Source organism: Aestuarium zhoushanense (genome assembly GCF_056431045.1).
In genome coordinates this window covers 179695-199613 of sequence record NZ_JBWKMA010000012.1, presented here as the reverse complement: position 1 = coordinate 199613, position 19919 = coordinate 179695, and the positions used below count along the sequence as shown (strand labels likewise).

The 19919-nt window shown below is 58.1% G+C and carries 20 protein-coding genes; 12 read left to right on the top strand and 8 right to left on the bottom strand.

The window, feature by feature from the left end; translation table 11 throughout:
- The first annotated feature begins 42 nt into the window (after positions 1–42).
- Both AC07ED_RS05615 and AC07ED_RS05610 read left to right on the top strand, forming a co-directional pair.
- Complete coding sequence (locus tag AC07ED_RS05615; protein WP_167668772.1) at positions 43–192, top strand: hypothetical protein; 150 nt, start codon at positions 43–45, stop codon at positions 190–192.
- 66 nt (positions 193–258) lie between these two features.
- The gene (locus AC07ED_RS05610; protein ID WP_105234750.1) at positions 259–627 is read left to right on the top strand and encodes a hypothetical protein; all 369 of its coding nucleotides are present in this window, start codon (positions 259–261) and stop codon (positions 625–627) included.
- A 10-nt stretch (positions 628–637) separates the two neighbouring features.
- On the opposite strand, the gene AC07ED_RS05605 is transcribed toward AC07ED_RS05610, so the two are convergent.
- Entirely contained in the window at positions 638–790 is a 153-nt protein-coding gene (locus AC07ED_RS05605; protein ID WP_158664494.1) for a hypothetical protein, read from the bottom strand.
- A gap of 162 nt (positions 791–952) precedes the next feature.
- Between AC07ED_RS05605 and AC07ED_RS05600 the strand changes: the two genes are divergently transcribed.
- The 3 genes from AC07ED_RS05600 to AC07ED_RS05590 all read left to right on the top strand — a co-directional run bounded on the left by AC07ED_RS05600 (position 953) and on the right by AC07ED_RS05590 (position 3423).
- Entirely contained in the window at positions 953–1156 is a 204-nt protein-coding gene (locus tag AC07ED_RS05600; RefSeq protein WP_105234751.1) for a hypothetical protein, read from the top strand.
- A 93-nt stretch (positions 1157–1249) separates the two neighbouring features.
- Positions 1250–3250, top strand: a complete 2001-nt coding sequence (locus tag AC07ED_RS05595) for an acetyl-CoA carboxylase biotin carboxylase subunit (protein WP_105234752.1) — start codon at positions 1250–1252, stop codon at positions 3248–3250.
- A 2-nt stretch (positions 3251–3252) separates the two neighbouring features.
- On the top strand, positions 3253–3423 hold the full coding sequence (locus tag AC07ED_RS05590) for a hypothetical protein (RefSeq protein ID WP_478241938.1): 171 nt from the start codon (positions 3253–3255) through the stop codon (positions 3421–3423).
- Here the strand turns inward: AC07ED_RS05590 and AC07ED_RS05585 are convergent.
- Positions 3413–3880 carry a DUF4174 domain-containing protein gene (locus tag AC07ED_RS05585; protein ID WP_105234753.1) on the bottom strand — a complete coding sequence of 156 codons (468 nt, stop codon included), beginning with the start codon at positions 3878–3880 and terminating at the stop codon, positions 3413–3415. The two genes, AC07ED_RS05590 and AC07ED_RS05585, sit on opposite strands and share 11 nt — an antisense overlap.
- Before the next feature lie 102 nt (positions 3881–3982).
- Here AC07ED_RS05585 and AC07ED_RS05580 point away from each other — a divergent pair, with 102 nt between their 5' ends.
- Positions 3983–5014, top strand: a complete 1032-nt coding sequence (locus AC07ED_RS05580; RefSeq protein WP_105234754.1) for a hypothetical protein — start codon at positions 3983–3985, stop codon at positions 5012–5014.
- Positions 4989–7115, top strand: coding sequence for a methylmalonyl-CoA mutase (gene scpA / locus AC07ED_RS05575; protein ID WP_105234755.1), 2127 nt, complete (start codon positions 4989–4991; stop codon positions 7113–7115). The genes AC07ED_RS05580 and scpA overlap by 26 nt, the downstream gene beginning before the upstream one ends.
- 48 nt (positions 7116–7163) lie before the next feature.
- Here the strand turns inward: scpA and nhaA are convergent, their stop codons facing one another.
- Positions 7164–8342, bottom strand: coding sequence for a Na+/H+ antiporter NhaA (nhaA, locus tag AC07ED_RS05570; protein ID WP_105234756.1), 1179 nt, complete (start codon positions 8340–8342; stop codon positions 7164–7166).
- A 134-nt stretch (positions 8343–8476) separates the two neighbouring features.
- Here nhaA and AC07ED_RS05565 point away from each other — a divergent pair, with 134 nt between their 5' ends.
- Positions 8477–9157 carry a molecular chaperone DjiA gene (locus AC07ED_RS05565; RefSeq protein ID WP_105234757.1) on the top strand — a complete coding sequence of 227 codons (681 nt, stop codon included), beginning with the start codon at positions 8477–8479 and terminating at the stop codon, positions 9155–9157.
- Positions 9154–10158, top strand: a complete 1005-nt coding sequence (locus AC07ED_RS05560) for an endonuclease/exonuclease/phosphatase family protein (RefSeq protein WP_105234758.1) — start codon at positions 9154–9156, stop codon at positions 10156–10158. Before AC07ED_RS05565 ends, AC07ED_RS05560 begins: the two co-directional genes overlap by 4 nt.
- On the opposite strand, the gene AC07ED_RS05555 is transcribed toward AC07ED_RS05560, so the two are convergent.
- Genes AC07ED_RS05555 through AC07ED_RS05540 form a run of 4 tightly spaced genes read right to left on the bottom strand, consistent with a single transcriptional unit; the run spans position 10153 to position 15757 of the window.
- The gene (locus AC07ED_RS05555) at positions 10153–11706 is read right to left on the bottom strand and encodes a Ppx/GppA family phosphatase (protein WP_105234759.1); all 1554 of its coding nucleotides are present in this window, start codon (positions 11704–11706) and stop codon (positions 10153–10155) included. The genes AC07ED_RS05560 and AC07ED_RS05555 overlap by 6 nt on opposite strands.
- Positions 11707–11752: 46 nt before the next feature.
- A complete protein-coding gene (locus tag AC07ED_RS05550) occupies positions 11753–13921 on the bottom strand; it encodes an RNA degradosome polyphosphate kinase (RefSeq protein WP_105234760.1) in 2169 nt (722 codons plus the stop codon).
- A 49-nt stretch (positions 13922–13970) separates the two neighbouring features.
- On the bottom strand, positions 13971–14636 hold the full coding sequence (locus tag AC07ED_RS05545; RefSeq protein ID WP_105234761.1) for a P-loop NTPase family protein: 666 nt from the start codon (positions 14634–14636) through the stop codon (positions 13971–13973).
- Positions 14633–15757, bottom strand: a complete 1125-nt coding sequence (locus AC07ED_RS05540; RefSeq protein WP_105234762.1) for an AI-2E family transporter — start codon at positions 15755–15757, stop codon at positions 14633–14635. Before AC07ED_RS05540 ends, AC07ED_RS05545 begins: the two co-directional genes overlap by 4 nt.
- Before the next feature lie 227 nt (positions 15758–15984).
- On the opposite strand from AC07ED_RS05540, the gene proS reads away from it, so the two are divergent.
- The 3 genes from proS to AC07ED_RS05525 all read left to right on the top strand — a co-directional run bounded on the left by proS (position 15985) and on the right by AC07ED_RS05525 (position 19446).
- Complete coding sequence (gene proS, locus AC07ED_RS05535; protein WP_105236323.1) at positions 15985–17340, top strand: proline--tRNA ligase; 1356 nt, start codon at positions 15985–15987, stop codon at positions 17338–17340.
- A 128-nt stretch (positions 17341–17468) separates the two neighbouring features.
- Complete coding sequence (locus AC07ED_RS05530) at positions 17469–18770, top strand: ABC transporter permease (RefSeq protein ID WP_105234763.1); 1302 nt, start codon at positions 17469–17471, stop codon at positions 18768–18770.
- Positions 18763–19446, top strand: coding sequence for an ABC transporter ATP-binding protein (locus tag AC07ED_RS05525; protein ID WP_105234764.1), 684 nt, complete (start codon positions 18763–18765; stop codon positions 19444–19446). Before AC07ED_RS05530 ends, AC07ED_RS05525 begins: the two co-directional genes overlap by 8 nt.
- Here AC07ED_RS05525 and AC07ED_RS05520 read toward each other — a convergent pair.
- Positions 19430–19864, bottom strand: a complete 435-nt coding sequence (locus tag AC07ED_RS05520; RefSeq protein WP_245918132.1) for a DMT family transporter — start codon at positions 19862–19864, stop codon at positions 19430–19432. The genes AC07ED_RS05525 and AC07ED_RS05520 overlap by 17 nt on opposite strands.
- Between the last annotated feature and the right edge of the window lie 55 nt (positions 19865–19919).

The window sequence follows — 19919 nt, the reverse complement described above, 5'->3', positions numbered from 1 at the left end:
CAAATACCGGACAAACCCCATAGGCAGTGTCTGGAGCATATCATGTCTCATTCCATCAAAGCGCTCTGTGCGCTTGGATTACTCGTTGTCGTCGCAGCCTGTTCTGCCCGCCAACACCCCACTGAAACCGTCTATGTTGAGCCAGCACCGCTCTCAACAGAGCCTGTTTTCACCGGTAAATACGGTAACTAATGCGCAAATGGGACAGTCCCACGGGGCTGTCCTGACCCTCGCGCCCGTCGTTGGAGGGCGCGTGTGATGCTGAAACATCGTGGTTTCCCAGGTCGTTTCCCTGGTTCTGAATTCCAATTTGTTATTCGCCGTGCAAACCCGCGTGGCGTCACCCCTCTGACCCGCCGTGAACGTTTCCGTGACCGCAAGGCCATGGATAAACGTGTGGACGAGGCGTTTATGGCTGCCCTTTGGCACCACTTTGGTGACCAACCGTTTGAGCGCGGCAATCTGGATGCTGGCCGTCTGAGCTGGCTCTTTGGCCGCGAGGTTGTCGCTGCATATCCCGAAGACTTTGATCCAGAGAGCTATGACGCCGTTCTGCGTATCGACGTCGATAAGGCGATGATCAGTTTCCCGGCGGTCTTTGACCCTGACAGCGATTTCTTTGAGTGAGGGTGCTGGGTTAGATGACACGGATCGGCACGATTTTGCCCATGAAGGCAGCGATTTGGCAGGAAACAGCCCATGCGGCTGCACTGACGGATTTCGCCTTTGGCTCTGGCGAAACTTCGTGCCACGCTGCCTGTGTTGAGGACGTAACCAGCAGGTCGTCCAAGACACGCAGTCAAGACTGTTACCCTTCCCCTTGTCGGTCCGGCTTTCCCCAGACCGGATCGACTTCGGGAGAGGGCCGTCTCGACCTATTTGTTACTTTGGCCGCGCCACGAATTGCTCGTGGTCTTTTGGCGCAGAATAAAAACGAAAAGGGCAGTCACTTATGGTCAACAAAATTTGGATCGTCGCATTTGTCGCTTTCGCAGGTCTCTCGGCCTGCCTTGATACCGACCTCGAACGTGGGCTTGCCGGCGCTGCCGCTGGCGCGGTCACGGCAGATGCGCTCGGTGTCGATCCGATCATCGGCGCTACTGGCGGCGCGCTCGTTGGCGCAACGTGCGACAACTACGCAACCGTCTGCCGCTAACCCATTCTGCCCTTCGGGGCGTCTAAACCACCTGAACCGCCGTGGGGTGCATTGCGCCCCCACGGCGGTTTTGCATTCAAAGGACCCCAGCACATGTTCAAGAAGATCCTGATCGCCAACCGTGGCGAGATCGCATGCCGTGTCATTAAGACCGCCCGCAAGATGGGCATCAAAACGGTTGCTGTCTATTCGGACGCTGACCGTCACGCCCTGCATGTGCAGATGGCGGACGAAGCCTACCACATCGGCCCGCCGCCCGCGAACCAGTCCTACATCGTGATCGACAAGATCATGGAAGCGATCAAAGCAACCGGCGCCGAAGCAGTGCACCCCGGCTATGGCTTCCTCTCTGAGAACTCGAAATTCGCTGAGGCCCTGTCGGCTGCTGGCGTTGCGTTTATTGGACCGCCGGTTGGCGCAATCGAAGCGATGGGCGACAAGATCACGTCGAAAAAGATCGCTCAGGATGCTCAGGTGAACACCGTTCCTGGTTACATGGGTCTGATCGAGGACGCCGAAGAGGCCGTCAAAATTTCGAACCAGATCGGTTATCCGGTCATGATCAAAGCCTCCGCTGGTGGCGGTGGTAAGGGTATGCGCATCGCATGGAACGACACCGAAGCCCGCGAAGGGTTCGAGTCCTCCAAGAACGAAGCAGCGAACTCTTTCGGCGACGACCGTATCTTTATCGAGAAATTCGTCACCCAGCCGCGCCACATCGAAATTCAGGTTCTCGCTGACAGCCACGGCAACGCCGTTTACCTGCACGAGCGTGAGTGTTCGATCCAGCGTCGTAACCAGAAAGTGGTCGAAGAGGCTCCGTCGCCGTTCCTCGACGAGGAAACCCGCAAGGCAATGGGCGAACAGTCGGTCGCTCTGGCCAAGGCTGTGGGCTACGCATCTGCTGGCACCGTGGAATTCATCGTCGATGGCGAACGGAACTTCTACTTCCTCGAGATGAACACCCGTCTGCAGGTGGAACACCCTGTAACTGAGCTGATCACTGGCATCGACCTTGTTGAACAGATGATCCGCGTCGCTGCTGGTGAAAAACTGCCGTTCGAACAGAAAGACCTCAAAATCAACGGTTGGGCGATTGAAAACCGTCTTTATGCAGAAGACCCATATCGCAACTTCCTGCCGTCGATCGGTCGCTTAACCCGCTACCGTCCGCCTGTTGAGGGCCAGACCAACACCGGTGGCATCGTGCGTAATGATACTGGCGTCTATGAAGGCGGCGAGATCAGCATGTATTACGACCCGATGATCGCAAAGCTCTGCACATGGGGTGAAACCCGTGCGGCTGCGATCGAAGAGATGCGCGTTGCTCTCGACACGTTTGAGGTCGAAGGCATCGGTCACAACCTGCCATTCGTTGCGGCTGTTATGGACCACGAGCGTTTCACCTCGGGCAACATGACCACTGCGTTTATCGCCGAAGAATACCCCGAAGGCTTTGAGGGTGTGACCCTGCCGAAGGATGCTCTGGTGAAGGTCGCTGCGGCTGCCTCTGCGATGAACCGCGTTGCTGAAATCCGTCGGACCCAAGTATCGGGCCGTCTGGGTAACCACGAACGTCGCGTTGGCACTGATTGGGTTGTGTCGCTTCAGGGCGAAGACTTTGCGACCACAATCGCGGCAGATCGTGACGGCTCGAACGTCACCATCGACGGCGCAGTTCTGCGGGTAGAGAGCGATTGGACACCGGGCGATAGCCTTGCACGTCTGAGCGTTGGCGGCGAACCGCTGGTTCTGAAGGTCGATAAGATCACCCACGGCTTCCGCATTCGTTTCCGCGGCGCAGACATCAAAGTTCACGTGCGCACCCCGCGTCAGGCCGAACTTGCGAAACTGATGCCAGAGAAACTGCCGCCAGATACCTCGAAACTGCTGCTCTGCCCGATGCCGGGTCTGATCGTTAAGGTCAACGTGGCCGAAGGCGACGAAGTCCAAGAGGGTCAGGCGCTCTGCACGGTTGAGGCGATGAAGATGGAAAACATCCTCCGCGCTGAACGTAAGGGCATCGTCAAATCGGTGAAAGCAGCGGCTGGCGACAGCATGGCCGTCGACGAAGTCATCATCGAGTTCGAATAATGATGCGCGACGCTCACACAGTTCTTACGCAGATGGCGGCCTTTGTGGTCGCCTATGCGGGCTGGTGGGCGGTTGTGCTGCATGGGGGCGGCGATGTCGCCCCTGTGATCGCCCTCGTGGCACCTGCTTTGGCAGTTGGGCTCTATGCCCTTGTTGAGGGGATTATTGCGTGATGCGCCGCGCGTTGATCTCTTGCTGGCGGAGAGGGGATTTATCAATCGACCTCCCGATTTCGCGCATGTCCCAAGGGGCAGGTTTGCGGAACGCAACCGTGCCGTCCTTGTCGATCAACACCAGCATGAACCCATGTGGTCGCAGCCGTTCACGTAACGCGGTCTCTGCGGTCGGGTCGGTGTCGGTGATCACGATGACATCGCGTTCGACGAGCGCAGGGATGTCCGCGCCGAGATTGTCCATCTGTTCGATGTATCGCGGATCAAAGGGCGTGTCGGCAAACACAACGATGGCCCGCGCACGCCAGAGAAAATCGTTCAAATTTATCTCGGATGCGTCGACAAATTGGTCAGGCGCTGCAATCCAGTCGTCAGGCGTGACGGATTGTGCAGCGGCAGGAATGCCTGCCAAAGCCATGAATAAGAACGTAAAACTGGCGCGAAGAATTGGTTTCATGCCTATCAATATAGGGTTGGAATTTACGGTTTCTAAGGGGGCAGACACCCTCGGTGCGAACAATTTTAGCATTAAGCCTCTGGTGAGATTGGAGGACGCAGCATGATCGCTATCGTCCATCCCGCGCACCAACGCGCGGCCCAACGCCGAAAAGGTGATCGCGCCGTGGAAATTTGTCTTCATCTGGGGGCCCATCGTACGGGCACAACATCGTTCCAATGTCATGTCCAACGTCATCGCGGGGCGCTGTCCCATGGCGGCACGGCCGTTTGGACGCCGAAACAAACGCGGGCAGGGCTGTTTGATGGCTTGGTTCATCGTCCTGACCGCGTAACGGCTGAAATCGCACGCCGCTCTGAACGGTCCCGCGTTGCCATTCGCCGCGAGGTCGGACGGCTGACCGAGGCTGGCTATGACTGCCTGATGATCACCGAAGAGAACCTTCTTGGGTCGGCCCGCAATAACCTGCGCGATGGGGCGCTTTATTCCGATGTTCTCGAACGGTTGTTGCGGTTCCGTGCGGCACTGGCCGCGCCCGTTGCCCGTATCGCGATCAGCATCCGCAACTACGACAGCTATTGGGCCTCTGTCCTCGCCTATGCGGTGATGAACGGCCACACGATGCCACAGTCTGATCTGATCGACCGTCTGGCATCGCAGTCGCGCAGATGGGGTGATGTGATCCGCGACATCGCACGGGTGTTCCCGCAGACCGACATCGTTGTCTTCCCGTTCGAGGCGATGGTCAGCCATCCCGACGCGGAACTGTCGCATCTAATCGGCCAGCGCGTTTCGCTGTCCGAGGCGGATGATTGGCGCAACCCGTCGCCCCGCCTGCGCAAACTGCGCGAGGAATTGGTGAACCGTGGCGACCTCGACGGGGCGATCCGTCTGGGGCAGGGCAGCGGCGCTTGGATGCCGTTTGACGCCGATCAACGCGCGGCGATGCAACGCACATATGCTGACGACCTGACAGAGTTGCGCGAGGGCGCAATCTCTCGGGCGCGGCTTATCGAAATACCAACCCAGCACGGGTTGGACACGACCCATATTAGACAGACAGAAGTGACCAACGCCCATTGGCGTTCGGCAATCGGAGGACCCGATCATGGCAGACAAAGATACCTGGTCTAAGCTCGCGCAGAAAGAACTGCGTGATCGCCCATTAGATGACCTGAACTGGACCACGCTCGAAGGCATCACGGTCAAACCCCTTTACACCGAAGAGGACACCGCAGACCTGCCGCACCTCGGCTCACTGCCCGGGATCGAACCCTTCACCCGTGGCCCGCGCGCAACCATGTATGCAGGCCGTCCGTGGACCATCCGCCAATACGCGGGCTTTTCGACCGCTGAGGAATCGAACGCGTTCTACCGCAAGGCTCTCGCTGCGGGTCAGCAGGGTGTGTCGGTGGCCTTCGACCTCGCGACGCACCGTGGCTATGACTCGGATCACCCGCGCGTTGTCGGTGACGTGGGCAAGGCAGGCGTTGCGATTGACAGCGTTGAGGACATGAAGATCCTCTTTGACGGCATCCCGCTGGATAAAGTCTCTGTGTCGATGACCATGAACGGAGCGGTTATCCCCGTTCTGGCGAACTTTATCGTCACGGGCGAAGAGCAGGGCCACGACAAATCGGTCCTGTCGGGCACCATTCAGAATGACATTCTGAAAGAGTTCATGGTGCGAAACACCTACATTTACCCGCCAGAGCCATCGATGCGGATCATTTCGGACATCATCGAATATACCTCGACCGAGATGCCGAAATTCAACTCGATCTCGATCTCTGGCTACCACATGCAAGAGGCGGGCGCGAACCTCGTTCAGGAACTCGCTTACACGCTGGCCGATGGTCGCGAATACGTGCGCACTGCGATTGCAGCGGGCATGGATGTTGACCAATTCGCTCCGCGTCTGTCGTTCTTCTTCGCGATTGGCATGAACTTCTTCATGGAGGCCGCGAAACTTCGGGCCGCGCGTCTGCTTTGGACCCGCATCATGAAAGAGTTCAACCCGCAGAAACCGGGGTCGCTGATGCTCCGCACGCACTGCCAGACCTCTGGTGTGTCGCTGCAAGAGCAAGACCCGTACAACAACGTTGTTCGCACCGCTTACGAGGCAATGGCGGCGGCACTGGGCGGCACGCAGTCGCTCCACACCAACGCGCTCGACGAAGCGATTGCGCTGCCGACCGAATTCTCGGCGCGTATCGCACGGAACACCCAGTTGATCCTCCAAGAGGAAACAGGCGTGACCAAGGTCGTCGATCCGCTGGCTGGTTCGTATTACGTAGAAAGCCTCACCGCTCAGCTCGCCGAAGAGGCATGGAAGCTGATCGAAGAGGTCGAAGAAATGGGCGGCATGACCAAGGCTGTGGCCTCGGGTATGCCCAAACTCCGCATCGAAGAATCGGCTGCGAAACGTCAGGCGATGATTGACCGTGGCGACGAAGTGATCGTAGGCGTGAACAAATACCGCCTCGCCAAAGAAGACCCGATCGACATTCTGGACATCGACAACAACGCGGTGCGTGCATCGCAGGTTGCCCGTCTTGAAAAAATCCGTGGCACCCGTGACGAGGCCGCCTGTCAGGCTGCTCTGACCGAACTGACCCGCCGCGCAAAAGAGGGTGGAAACCTTCTCGCTGCTGCGGTCGAAGCCGCACGCGCCCGTGCATCCGTAGGGGAGATCAGCATGGCTATGGAAAAAGAGTTCGGTCGTCACCGCGCCGAAGTGAAAACGCTCGCTGGTGTGTATGGCGCAGCGTACGAAGGCGACGAAGGCTTTGCCGCCATTCAGAAATCGGTTGAACAATTCGCCGAAGAAGAAGGCCGCCGCCCGCGTATGCTCGTGGTAAAAATGGGTCAGGACGGTCACGACCGTGGCGCCAAGGTCATCGCGACCGCCTTTGCGGACATTGGTTTCGACGTGGACGTTGGCCCGCTGTTCCAAACCCCTGCTGAGGCTGCACAGGACGCGATCGACAACGACGTTCACGTGATCGGTATTTCGTCGCAGGCTGCAGGTCACAAAACCCTTGCACCGCAGTTGATTGAAGAACTCAAGGCCGCTGGTGCCGAAGATATCATCGTAATCTGCGGCGGTGTTATCCCGCAGCAGGACTACGATTACCTCTACAAAGCTGGCGTTAAGGCGATCTTTGGTCCTGGAACAAACATCCCCAAAGCTGCCGAAGATATCCTGCAGATCATCCGCGACGTGCGCGGTTAAGATCAGCGAACAGAGTTAAGAAAGGGGGCCGCGAGGCCCCCTTTTGCGTTAGGCCTTTTCGACCTCTGGATTGCCTGCATTGCGCAGCACCAGATAACCCGTGATCGCTGAGAGGATCGAACCAAGCAGAACGCCGATCCGCACCTCGTTCATCAGCACACCGCCTTCGCCAAAGCTCAGGCCGCCGATAAAGAGCGACATGGTAAAGCCGATGCCCGCCAGACAGCTGACACCGTAGATGTGCCGCCAGTTGACGCCGTAGGGCAGTTTTGCCAGACCTGCTTTCACCATAAGCCACGTCAGGCCGAACACGCCGATTTTCTTTCCCAGATACAGGCCGAGCGCGATACCGATGGGAAGCGGCGCGAACATCTGGTCAATCGTGATCCCTTTGAGGACAACACCCGCGTTCGCAAAGGCAAAGATCGGCACGATCAGGAAAAACACATAGTCCGACAGGCCATGTTCGACCGAATGCAGCGGCGATTTTCCGTATTTATCCTTGAGCGGGATAAAGAACGCGGTGATCACACCAGCCAGCGTCGCATGCACGCCGGATTTCAGAACGAAGAACCACAGGATGATGCCCAGCAGAACCGAGGGCGCCACGCGGTGGAAGCCCATGTAATTGCGGAACCACAGACCTGCGAGAGGGATCAGCGCCAGCCAGAGGTAATCGATTTTCAGGTCCGCCGTGTAGAACAGCGCGATGATGATGATTGCGCCGAGGTCGTCGAGGATCGCGAGCGTCAGCAAGAACACCTTGAGCGCGGACGGCACCCGCGTGCCGAGCAGCGCCAGCACACCCACCGCAAAGGCGATGTCGGTCGCAGCAGGAATAGCCCAGCCACGGATGGTTTCGGGATTGCCCCAGTTAATCGCCGCATAGATCGCCGCAGGCACGACCATGCCGCCGACCGCTGCCATACCTGGCAGGATCACGTCGCGCGGGTTTTTCAGCTTACCCTCTAACATCTCGCGCTTTAGCTCTAGCCCGATCAGGAAGAAGAACACCGCCATCAAACCGTCGTTGATCCAGAGGATCAGCGGTTTTTGCAGCCCTTCGCCGTCAAAGGTGATGGCGAAATATGTGTTGAGAACACCGTGGTAGAGATCCGTCAGTCCAGAGTTAGCGACGATGAGCGCCAAGGCTGCGGACAGCATGAGAACGATCCCTCCCGCCGCTTCGTGGCGGAAAAAGCGATCGAGGGCAGAGGCAAGAGACATGGTAATTCCCGACAATTATAGTTAATTTAAGGTCAATTAAGCACTCAGGCGCTTGCATCAACCAGTTGAACACGGTTTGTCTGTGCATAATTGCAGGTGACTTTGTCGATTCTAGCACAACGGGAAGCCCGTCGATGTCGATTTGGACACGTATCGCTGATGCTCTGGCCGCTCTTCGCAAGGGCGAGGGGTTGGCGGCTGTGTTCGAACAATTCCGCACGCCGCCCGAACGATCGGTAGCCTTTACCATCGCGGTGATTGCCTTAGGCGCCAAAATGGCCAAGGCCGACGGCCTCGTGACCCGCGATGAAGTGGCCGCATTCCGCGAAGTGTTCACCATCGCGCCGGAGGACGAAGCGCAGGCGGCAAAGCTATTTAACCTTGCGCGACAAGATGTTGCAGGGTTTGAGGATTACGCGGCTCGCGTCGCAAAGATGTTCGGTGATGACCGCGCGCCGCTCTGCGACCTTATGGAAGGTTTGTTCCATATCGCGATGGCCGACGGTGAATATCACGAAGCAGAGGACGCGTTTTTGCAGCGGGTGGCAGAGATCCTTGGGTTCGATGACCGTCGGTTCCGCACTATCCGCGCGCAGTTCGTCCCCGATGCAGAGCGTGATCCTTATGACGTGCTGGGCGTTTCGCCCGATATGCCGATTGATGACATTCGCAAGGTCTGGCGCGATGCCGTGCGCGAAAGCCATCCTGACCGTCTGATGGCGCGTGGCCTTCCCGAGGAGGCGATCAAACTCGCCGAAGCGCGTCTCATCGCCGTGAATACCGCGTGGGATCAGATTAACGGCAAAGCCGCATGAGGATAGCCACCTACAACGTCGAATGGTTTACCAACTTATTTGACGATAATGGGCGGCTTCTGCACGATCATCGCTGGTCGGGACGATTGAATGTAAAACGGGGCGAACAGCTCGATGCCTTGGGGATTGTGTTCACTGCACTCGACGCCGATGCCGTGATGGTGATTGAGGCCCCAGACGACAATCGTCGGCGGAGCGGGGTCATCGCCCTCCAGAACTTTGCCGCCGAATATGGGTTGCGGGCGCGAAAGGCGCTGATTGGGTTTTCGAATGATACGCAGCAAGAGATCACGCTGCTTTATGATCCCGATGTATTTGAGGCGCGACATGATCCTTTGTCTCACCCCGACGCTCCGCGGTTCGATGCGGCGTTCGAGATTGATCTCGACGTCGATGCTGATCTCGATCTCGTGCAATGGTCCAAACCCCCGAATGAGGTCGCATTGCGGACCAAGGCAGGGCATGATTTGCGGCTGATTGGCGTTCACGCGAAATCAAAGGCGCCGCACGGGGCTCGCAATATCCATGAACAAATGCGGATCGCGATTGAGAACAGGCGCAAGCAATTGGCACAGTGCCTTTGGCTGCGCCGTCGGATTGATTACCATTTGGCGCAGGGCGATAACCTGATCGTTTTGGGCGATTTCAACGACGGCCCTGGGCTCGACGAATATGAAAAGCTCTTTGGTCGGTCCAGTATTGAGATTGTGATGGGCGAGGGCAACCAACCGCGTCTTTTTGATCCCCACGCTCGGGCGGCACTCACGCAAAAACTAGGCGCTATGCCGACCACATCGCGGTTTCGGATCGGTAGGGATGACAACTACCTCTGTGCGTTGCTCGATTATGTCATGGTGTCGCCAGAGCTATTGGACCATGATCCGCGCTGGCGGATTTGGCATCCGTTCGACAACCCCGTCTGCTACGGCACGCCCGAACTGCGCGAGGCCTTATTGACCGCGTCGGACCATTTTCCTGTGACGATCGACCTTAATTTATGATTGTTTTGGCAGGATGCGGACGGTTGCGGAAACTGCGTCCATCGCCTTGGCCAGCGAGTTATACCGCGCCTCAGACACTTCACCCCATAGCGGCTCTGTCTCTGCGTTCAGCACCAGTTCCAACTCGCGCTTCTTGGGCTTCCAAATAAACTGCCCCGGATTTCCCTCGGCCTTGAGCCACAGCATCGCGCCCAAGCGCATCGCCCGACCTAGGATCTCTGCCTCACGGATTTGCTGTTCATCGAGCAGGGCAAACAGAGGTTCCAGACGAGACCCCTGACGCTTGCTGGAATAGCGATGGAACAGCGAGAGACCGAGCAACACTCGTTCTTCGTGTTTCAACCCGCCCAAGTTTGCACGGGTCGCGTTATCGAATGCCACCTCATCGCGGTAATCGGGGTGGGCGCGCCATGTCACATCGTGCAAGAGGCAGGCGGCTTTGATGATGCGCAGTTTCTGCCAATTTGCATTGGGGAACAGCGGCGTTACGAAATCATAGAGAACTTTGCCAAATCCGGGCAAACGCGCGTCTTTTGATTCCGCATAACGACTGGCTTCAATCAGCGGATCGCGGTCACGCAGCTCTTGAGGCATTTGTTCGTATAAAAGACCCTCACGGATACCGTAGGACGACACTGCGATATCTTTGGGGCGGAAGGTTTTCACCAGTTCCTTGAGTACGTGGATTGCGATGGGCACCAGCGCCATACGCTCGGACGAAATACCACAACGGCTGCGCAGATCGTCGAGGTTTGCAGAGCCGATGTAATCCGCCGTCGTGGAGACGTTGCGGGCGGTCATTCGGTATTCGTGTTGAACGGTCAGGGGATAGCCGCGCCGCTCCATATCGATGCGCGCAATCGCACGCCATGAGCCGCCGACCAGAAACAGCCGCATCCCCGTTTCAAAGTCCATCTCGGCATGCATGCCCTGCATGATCTCTTTGATATGGGCCTTGAGGTCGCGTTTCGACGTGAATCCTTTGAGGCGCAGTGGACCGAGGGGCGAGGTGAGGCGGTGGCCAACCTTGCCATCTTTGATATCCGCCAACTCCATTGACGAGCCGCCAATATCACAGACCATCCCAAAGCTACCAGGCCAGCCCAGCAGAACGCCTTGCGCCGAAAGGCGGGCCTCTTCGCGACCATCAATGATGTGCAGCTTGACGCCTGCTTTTTCCAGTACTTCGCGGCTGAATTCATCGCCATCTTCGGCTTCGCGCACGGCAGCCGTTGCAACAGCGGTCAAAGGTGCATCCATGCTTTCGGCGAGAGCGGCAAAGCGGCGGATCGCAGCCAGCGCACGGGCGCGGCCTGTCGGGTTCAACCGACCCGTTTCACGAAGTCCGGCCCCGAGAGCACACATGACCTTTTCGTTGTAGAAATAGGCAGGGCTACGGGCAGCGCCGTCAAAGACCACCATACGAACAGAGTTAGAGCCAACGTCCAACACTCCGACACGCGCGAGCGCTTTGGCTTGAGGATCGTCAAACAAAGGCCGCCCAAAGGGGCCCCAGTCGGTGTCGTCTGTCTGGGTCGTGGTCGTCATGGATTCTCCGGTCCTCCCAGACCTTTGGACGGGGAGGGGGGCGGTGTCAATCTTCGGTGTGCGTTAGTTGCACGACACCCGTGGCCCCAGCCGATCCGCGACCAGACAGCGATGGGTTCTCCATAAAGAACTTATGACAGCTAAAGGCGAATTTATCTTCGGGCACGGCAACCCGCGTAAATTTGCCATTCGGCCCCATGATCCAGCTCTGCGCGATGTCCGCCATGTTGGCTGACATGATCTGATCGACGATCTGCGCTTTGACGGTCGGGTTTTTGGCTTCAACCAAGGTTTCAACACGACGGTTGAGGTTGCGCCCCATCCAGTCTGCAGACGAGAAAAATACTCGTGCCTCTTTGCCCGGAAGTCCGCCGCCATTGCCGAAGCAGACGATGCGCGAATGTTCGAGGAACCGACCGACGATGGATTTGACGCGGATATTTTCCGACAGTCCTTTGATCCCCGGACGAATGCCGCAGATGCCACGCACGACGAGGCTGATCTTCACCCCCGCTTGGCTCGCGCGGTAAAGCGCGTTCATCACGTCCTCTTCGATAAGGCTGTTCATCTTGGCCCAGATCGCAGCAGGGCGGCCAGCGCGGGCATGTTCGATTTCGAGGTCGATCATCTCGATGAGGCGTTGTTTTAGGCCCATGGGTGCAATCGTCAGGTTCTCAAGCCCGTCTGGCTGCACATAGCCCGACAGGTAGTTGAACACTTTTGTCGCGTCCCGACCCAAGGCCGCATCGCAGGTAAAGAACGACAGGTCGGTGTAAATCTTTGCGGTGATCGGGTGATAGTTGCCTGTGCCGTAGTGGGTATAGGTGACCAGTTGATCCCCTTCGCGGCGCACCACGGTCGAGATTTTCGCGTGAGTTTTCAGTGTGGTAAAGCCATACACCACATGCGCGCCAGCCCGTTCCAAACGGCGCGACTGACGGATGTTCGCGGCCTCGTCAAAGCGGGCCTTAAGTTCGACCAACGCGGTGACGGATTTGCCGTCCTCTGCCGCCTCGCAGAGCGCCTCAACGATCGGAGAGTTCTTGGACGTGCGATAAAGCGTCTGTTTGATCGCGACCACGTTCGGGTCGGCAGCCGCTTGTTTGAGGAACCGCACCACCATGTCGAAGGTCTCGTAGGGGTGGTGGAGCAGCATGTCCTTTTGTTTGATCGATTTGAACATGTCGCCGCCGTGATCCTGAACCCGTTCGGGAACACGCGGCGTGTAGGGCGACCACAAAAGGTCAGGACGGCTGTCGAGGACCAGTTGTTTGAGGTCAGCCATACCGAGCATACCGTCCACAATCACCACCTCGGATTCGTCGACGTGCAGTTCGTGCATGATCATGTCGCGCAGCCCATCGGGCGCACCTGCGGTCATCTTCATGCGGACGACCTCGCCGCGACGACGACGTTTGAGGGCGACCTCAAATTCGCGCACCAGATCTTCGGCTTCTTCTTCGACCTCAAGGTCGCTGTCGCGCAGCACACGGAACGCACAGTCGCCTTTAACCTTATAGCCCGGGAAGAGGCGGTGGATGTGCAACAAAAGCAGTTCTTCGAGCGGCAGGAACCGATCCCCGTCAACTGTCGGCAGCGCGATAAAGCGGTCGATCTGATGCGGCACGGGCAAGAGCGCTCGCATGGACCGTTTGTCAGCGGTCCGTTCCAACTGCAGCGCCAGCGCAAAGCCTGTGTTCGGAATGAACGGGAAGGGGTGTGCAGGGTCGACGGCCAGTGGAGAAAGAACGGGGAACACGTTGTTCAGGAACACATTTTCCAGAAACTCTGCGTCACCTTCGATCAGGTCGGTCCGTGACAGGATATGGATTTTCTCTTGCGCTAGTTCAGCCTTGAGCGCGTTAAACGTCGACTGTTGGCGCATCATCAGATCGCGGGCGTCCGCGTTGATCAGCGCGAGTTGTTCGACAGGTGTCAGACCGTCGAGCGCAGGGGTCATGTTGCCCGCATGTGCCAGTTCCCGCAGACCCGCAACGCGCACGGTATAAAATTCGTCGAGGTTGGTTGCCGAAATGGACAGGAACCGCAGGCGTTCCAACAGCGGAACCCGCAGGTTTTCGGCCTCTTCCAAGACACGCCAGTTGAAGCCAAGCCAGCTTAACTCTCGGTTATAGAAACGGGATGGGCTGGTGAGGTCAAAATCGGCCTCAACGGCTTCGGGGAACTTTGCGGTCAGGAAATTTGCGAGTGTCATGGCGGCCTTATGCTGCGCAATTGCAACGATTATGTGACCATTATCGCGCCTATTCTGATGGATTGTCCAGCAACCTACCAGCTAGTTTAATTCCAATCGGTTGCCCCGTCGCGAGAGCCTCTTTGTCCAGCGCTGACACGATGTCGTCAGCAGCTGAAAACGACCGTTCAATCCGACCTGCAAGGTAGGAGATCAGTGCGGGTTTCGGCGTGAGTTGGCGGTCGGCAAAATGCTTCATCAACACGGCGCTTAGTAGCCGATCATCAGGGTCCGCAATATGCACGGTGGGTGCTGCTTGCATACGGCTGGCGAGGTCGGGGAGGGCGATGCTCCAACGGCTCGGCGGTGTTGTGGCGGTGAGCAGCAGGGGCAAGCGCTGCGCGCGAAGGTGATTGTGCAGATGGAACAGAGGTTCCTCGGACTGGGGCTGCAGGCCCTCCATGTCCTCAATCACAATCGGACAAGAGGGCAGGTCGAGCGTGGTGCCCATCTCCCCAGCTTTCCAAACGGTGGCACCTGTAAGGTGCTGAAACACGCGCGACAGATGGCTTTTGCCGCTCCCCTTGGGGCCGATCAGGGCAAGCTTGCCATCGGCCCAGCCGTCAGGGTTTGTGACCATGACATAGGCGTGGGCATTGGCCTCTGACACAAAATAATCGTCAGGGCCCAACGCGACGTTAGGGGGTAGATCAAAGGACAGCTGGCGCGGGGTCATTCGGTATCGCTAAAGCCCCGATAGAGGCGTCCGTTCTTGTAGCTTCGGATGGCGTGACGGGCCACAACGCCGATCATCGCGGCAACTGGCACCGCAACGAGCATCCCAACAAAACCGAATAAGGTGCCAAAGACGGACAGCGCAAAGATCAGCCAAACAGGGTGCAGGCCAACGGAGCTTCCGACGAGTTTTGGTGTCAGGAAATTGCCTTCGAGGAACTGGCCGACGCCAAAGATCGCAGCGACAAATCCGATCCGCAGCCAATCCGTGGCAAAGGTCGTGGTCGCGCCGTCGATCACCTCAACGCTATTCCAGAACTGAAACAGCGCGAGGCCGATCGACAAAAGGCCACCGACCAGAGCGCCAACGTAAGGGATAAAGGTCAAAAGTCCCGCAATGGCACCAGCGACGAGGCCGAACTGCAAACCAACGACCATGAGGCCCACCGCATAGAAAATGCCAAGGATGAGGCAGACGGTGCCTTGCCCACGGATGAACGAGGCAAGCGTTTTGTCGATCTCGGTCGCGATGCTGCGGATTTGGACCAAGTGATCGCGCGGCAAGAGGCTGTCGATCTCAGCAACCATATTGTCCCAATCATAGAGCAAGTAGACCGCCACAACGGGCACGACGACCAATAGGACGATCACGTTGATCAGGCTCATCGCCGAAGAGAGTACGCCATTCAGGAAGTCGCCGCCCTTGCTCTGCACGGTGGAGGCCACGTTTTTGAGGCTTCCCGAGAGCGTGATGTCATTCTGTGCAAGCGCAGGGAAGGTATCGGTCAGCCATCTATCAAGATCGCGCAGAACTGTGGGCGCGGTATCAACTGAGGTGCCGATGAAATTAAAGAGCGACGCTGTTTGCTGGATCAGCACAGGGATGATCAAGAGAGCCGCGATCACAAAGAGGATCGTTGCGCCGATACTGATCACGCCGACAGAGGCCGCACGGCTAAAGCCCGCTCGCTCCAACCGATCTGCAACGGGGTCGAGCATATAGGCGACCGCTCCACCCAGAACGAAGGGCAGGATCACGTTGCCGAGGAAATATAGCAAAAACACCAAAATAGCTGTGGCGATGCCCCAGTATTTCACCTGTTCTTTGACCGGAAGTCCCATGCCATGCCCCTATCGTCGCGTTAGGTCTATGTCAGCCTTCTGGTCAGATAAATCAAGTCCTGCGCGGGGTTAGGACGGGTTTTGGGGCGCTGCCCCCGTCCACCTGCGGTGGCCTCCCCCGGGATATTTTCGGCACAAAGGCAGGGATCGCGAGGTCTGACTTGCCCATGGGGGCGGTTTCCGATAGCGGAAGGGGTAACCTTGTCATTAAATTGCTGGACCGTGATATGCGCCTTTCCCGCTACTTCCTTCCTGTTCTGAAAGAAAACCCTGCCGAAGCGCAGATTGTATCGCACCGCCTGATGCTGCGTGCTGGTATGATCAAGCAGCAGGCAGCGGGGATTTATTCTTGGCTGCCCCTCGGGTTCAAAGTTCTCCGCAAGATCGAGAACATCGTTCATGATGAACAGATCAAAGCGGGTCACATCCCGATGCAGATGCCGACGCTTCAGCCAGCGGACCTATGGCGCGAGTCTGGTCGTTATGACGCTTACGGCCCTGAAATGCTGCGGATGAAGGACCGTCACGACCGTGACATGCTGTTCTCTCCGACCGCGGAGGAAATGTTCACGGACGTGTTCCGCGCCCATGTGAACAGCTACAAAGACCTGCCGCTGACCATCTATCAAATCCAGTGGAAATTCCGCGACGAAGTGCGCCCGCGTTTCGGCGTGATGCGTGGCCGTGAGTTCTATATGAAAGACGGCTACAACTTTGACCTTACCAAAGAGGACGCGCTGCACGCTTATAACCGTCACCTCGTCAGCTACCTGCGCACCTACGAGCGCATGGGCCTGCAGGCGATCCCGATGCGTGCGGACTCTGGCCCGATTGGCGGCGATGACACCCACGAGTTCCTCGTCCTCGCGGAAACGGGTGAGTCCGAGGTGTTCTACGATAGCCAAATCACTGATCTGACTTTTGGTGATCGTGAGATTGACTACGATAGCCGCGAACAGTGTCAGGCGGTTCTGGAAGAGTTTACCAGCCGTTACGCACGCACCGATGAGACCCACGATGAGGCGGTCTTTAACGAAGTGCCAGAAGAACGCCGTCGTGTGGCTCGTGGTATCGAAGTGGGTCAGATTTTCTACTTTGGCACCAAATATTCGGACGCCATGGGCGCGACCGTTGTCGACAACGAAGGCAACAAGGTTCCTGTCCACATGGGGTCGCATGGTATCGGCGTATCGCGTCTGTTGGGTGCGATCATTGAGGCGAGCCACGACGAAAAGGGCATCATCTGGCCTGAAGGCGTGACCCCGTTCCACGTTGGTATCGTGAACCTGAAGCAGGGTGATGATGCGGCAGATGCGGCTTGTGAAAGCCTCTATGCGGAACTGACCGCTGCTGGGTTTGAACCGCTCTATGACGACCGCAACGAACGCGCTGGCGGCAAATTCGCGACGATGGACCTGATTGGTCTGCCGTGGCGCATCACCGTCGGCCCGCGTGGTCTTGCGAATGGCGTCGTTGAATTGACCTCGCGCCGCACAGGCGAAAGCGTTGAGATGGCGCCCGCTGAGGCTATCGCGAAGATCAAAGAGATCTACGCAAAACATCCGCATCCAAAAGGCGCGTAATCTGGGGCGGGGGCGCAGTCCCCGCGCTATTTTGACTATTATGGGCACAAAGGCGCGCAAGCCACGGGAGAGTGACTTGACCCTTTGTGCCCTTTCCATAAGGTCCGTTCCGACAGACAGGAGCCGTTATGACCGAACTGCCTAAGGCACGATCCACCGCACCGTTTTCCCGCTTTGAGTGGATGATCGCATGGCGCTACATTCGCGCCCGTCGTGCAGAGGGTGGCGTTTCGGTGATGACATGGATCAGCCTCATTGGCATTATGCTCGCTGTTTTTGCGTTGGTTGCGACAATGGCCATCCGGTCTGGGTTCCGCTCTGATTTCGTGGATACCATCCTTGGCGCGAATGCCCATGTGACCGTCTATCAAACGATGGAGGTCGATCAAAACGGGCAGGTGGGCCGCACGATTTCCAACGCCGCCGATATGGCCGCCGCCCTGCGCAGGGTGGAGGGCGTGACCCGCGCTGCGCCATTGGTGCGCGGTCAGGTCATGGCAAACTTTACCAACGCAAACGCAGGGGTAGAGGTCTACGGCATCGCCTACGACGACCTCCTGACCATTCCGCGCATTGTCGAACCCGAGGTTGCCTTGGGGGATATTGCCCGCTTTGGCGAAGGTATCGCGATTGGCTCTGGCGTGGCGCGTGAACTGGGCGTGACCATTGGTGACACGATCAAGCTGATTTCACCGAATGGCACCCGCACGGCCTTTGGCACCAGCCCGCGGGTGAGCGCCTATGAGGTGGTCTATATCTTTACCGCTGGCCGTTGGGATATCGACCGCACGCGGGTCTATCTGCCTATGGCGCAGGCGCAGCTGTTCTTTAACAAAGACGGTGTCGCGGACGAGATCGAGGTGATGGTCGAGAACCCAGAAGCCGTCGATGATCTGCTGGCTCCGATCCTGATTGCTGCTGGCGATCGGGCCCTGATCTGGACGTGGCGCGACAGCGCTGGGGCATTCCTGCGTGCCCTCACGGTCGAAGATAACGTGATGTTCGTTCTCATGGCGATCCTTGTCCTGATTGCCTCGATGAACATCATTTCGGGCCTGATTATGCTGGTCAAAAACAAGGGCCGCGACATTGGCATCTTGCGCACCATGGGCCTAACCGAAGGGTCCGTCCTGCGCGTTTTCTTTATCTGCGGGGCGAGCATCGGGACCGTTGGCACAATTGCGGGCGTGATCCTCGGGTGTCTCTTTGCGGTCTACATCGACCCGATCTTTAGCCTGATTAACTACGTTTCTGGCGGCGGCGTCTGGGACCCGTCGATCCGTGGCATCTATCATCTGCCCGCCGAACTGCGCCTGTCGAATGTCGTCTCGGCGGTCGCGCTATCGCTCGGCCTGTCGTGGACGATCACCCTTTTGCCTGCACGCCGTGCGGCCCGCATGAACCCGGTGGAGGCGCTGCGCTATGAATAACACCCTTACCCTGTCAGGCATCACCAAAGGCTACAACCACGGCAAACCGAACGAAGTGCAGGTCCTGCGCGGCGTTGATCTGACTGTGGGCGAGGGCGAGGTTGTCGCCCTTGTCGCGCCCTCTGGTGCGGGGAAATCGACGCTCCTGCATATCGCCGGGCTACTCGACACGCCTGACACGGGCATGGTGTCCATCGGGGGCGAGGATATGACGGGCCTCTCTGATCGGCGGCGCACTGCGATCCGTCGGGCAGGGGTCGGCTTTATCTATCAGTTCCACCACTTGCTGCCCGAATTTACCGCTCTCGAAAACATCACCCTCCCGCAACTCGCCAATGGCGTCAGCGAACGCGCGGCCAAGGCGCGGGCGCTGGAACTACTGGATACCGTTGGGATTGCGGAACGCGCTTCGCATCGTCCTGCCGCGCTATCGGGGGGCGAACAGCAACGTGTCGCGTTTTGTCGGGCGCTCGCCAATGGGCCTGCGCTCCTGTTGGCGGATGAACCGACGGGGAACCTCGATCCTGATACCTCTGATCGCGTGTTTGAAGCGCTGATGACGCTCGTGCGTGCCACGGGCCTCTCGGCGCTTATCGCCACGCACAACCACGACCTCGCGGCGCGGATGGACCGTATCGTGCACCTCGACGCGGGCGCCGTTACACCTTCTGCGTAACGAAAACACCCACCGCCATGATCGCGATCCCTGCCGCGCGGGTCAGGGAAATCGGCGTCTGGTTCGCGCCAAATAGCCCGAAATGGTCAATCGCTGCGGCGGAAATCAACTGTCCGATCAGCACCAGAAACACCGCGTTGCCGATGCCGATTTTCGGCGCGATCCATGTGATCGACAGCAGGTAAAACGCGATCAGGAATCCTGCGAGGAACAAGTACTTTGGCGCGCTCAGCAGCTTTCCATAGCCCTCTGGCCCCGTGAAGAGCGCCACCACCAGCGCCACGCAGAACGCCACGATGAACAGCACCGACCCTGCCGCGGCAGGTGACCCGATTGTGCGCCCCAAGGCCGCGTTTAACGCCGCCAGAACAGGCACGCCGATCCCTGCGAGTAGCATCACAACATACGAACTGTTCATGAAAATTCCTCCTGCCCCTGCGGGACGTTAGACCGATCGGACAGGGACGCGCAAT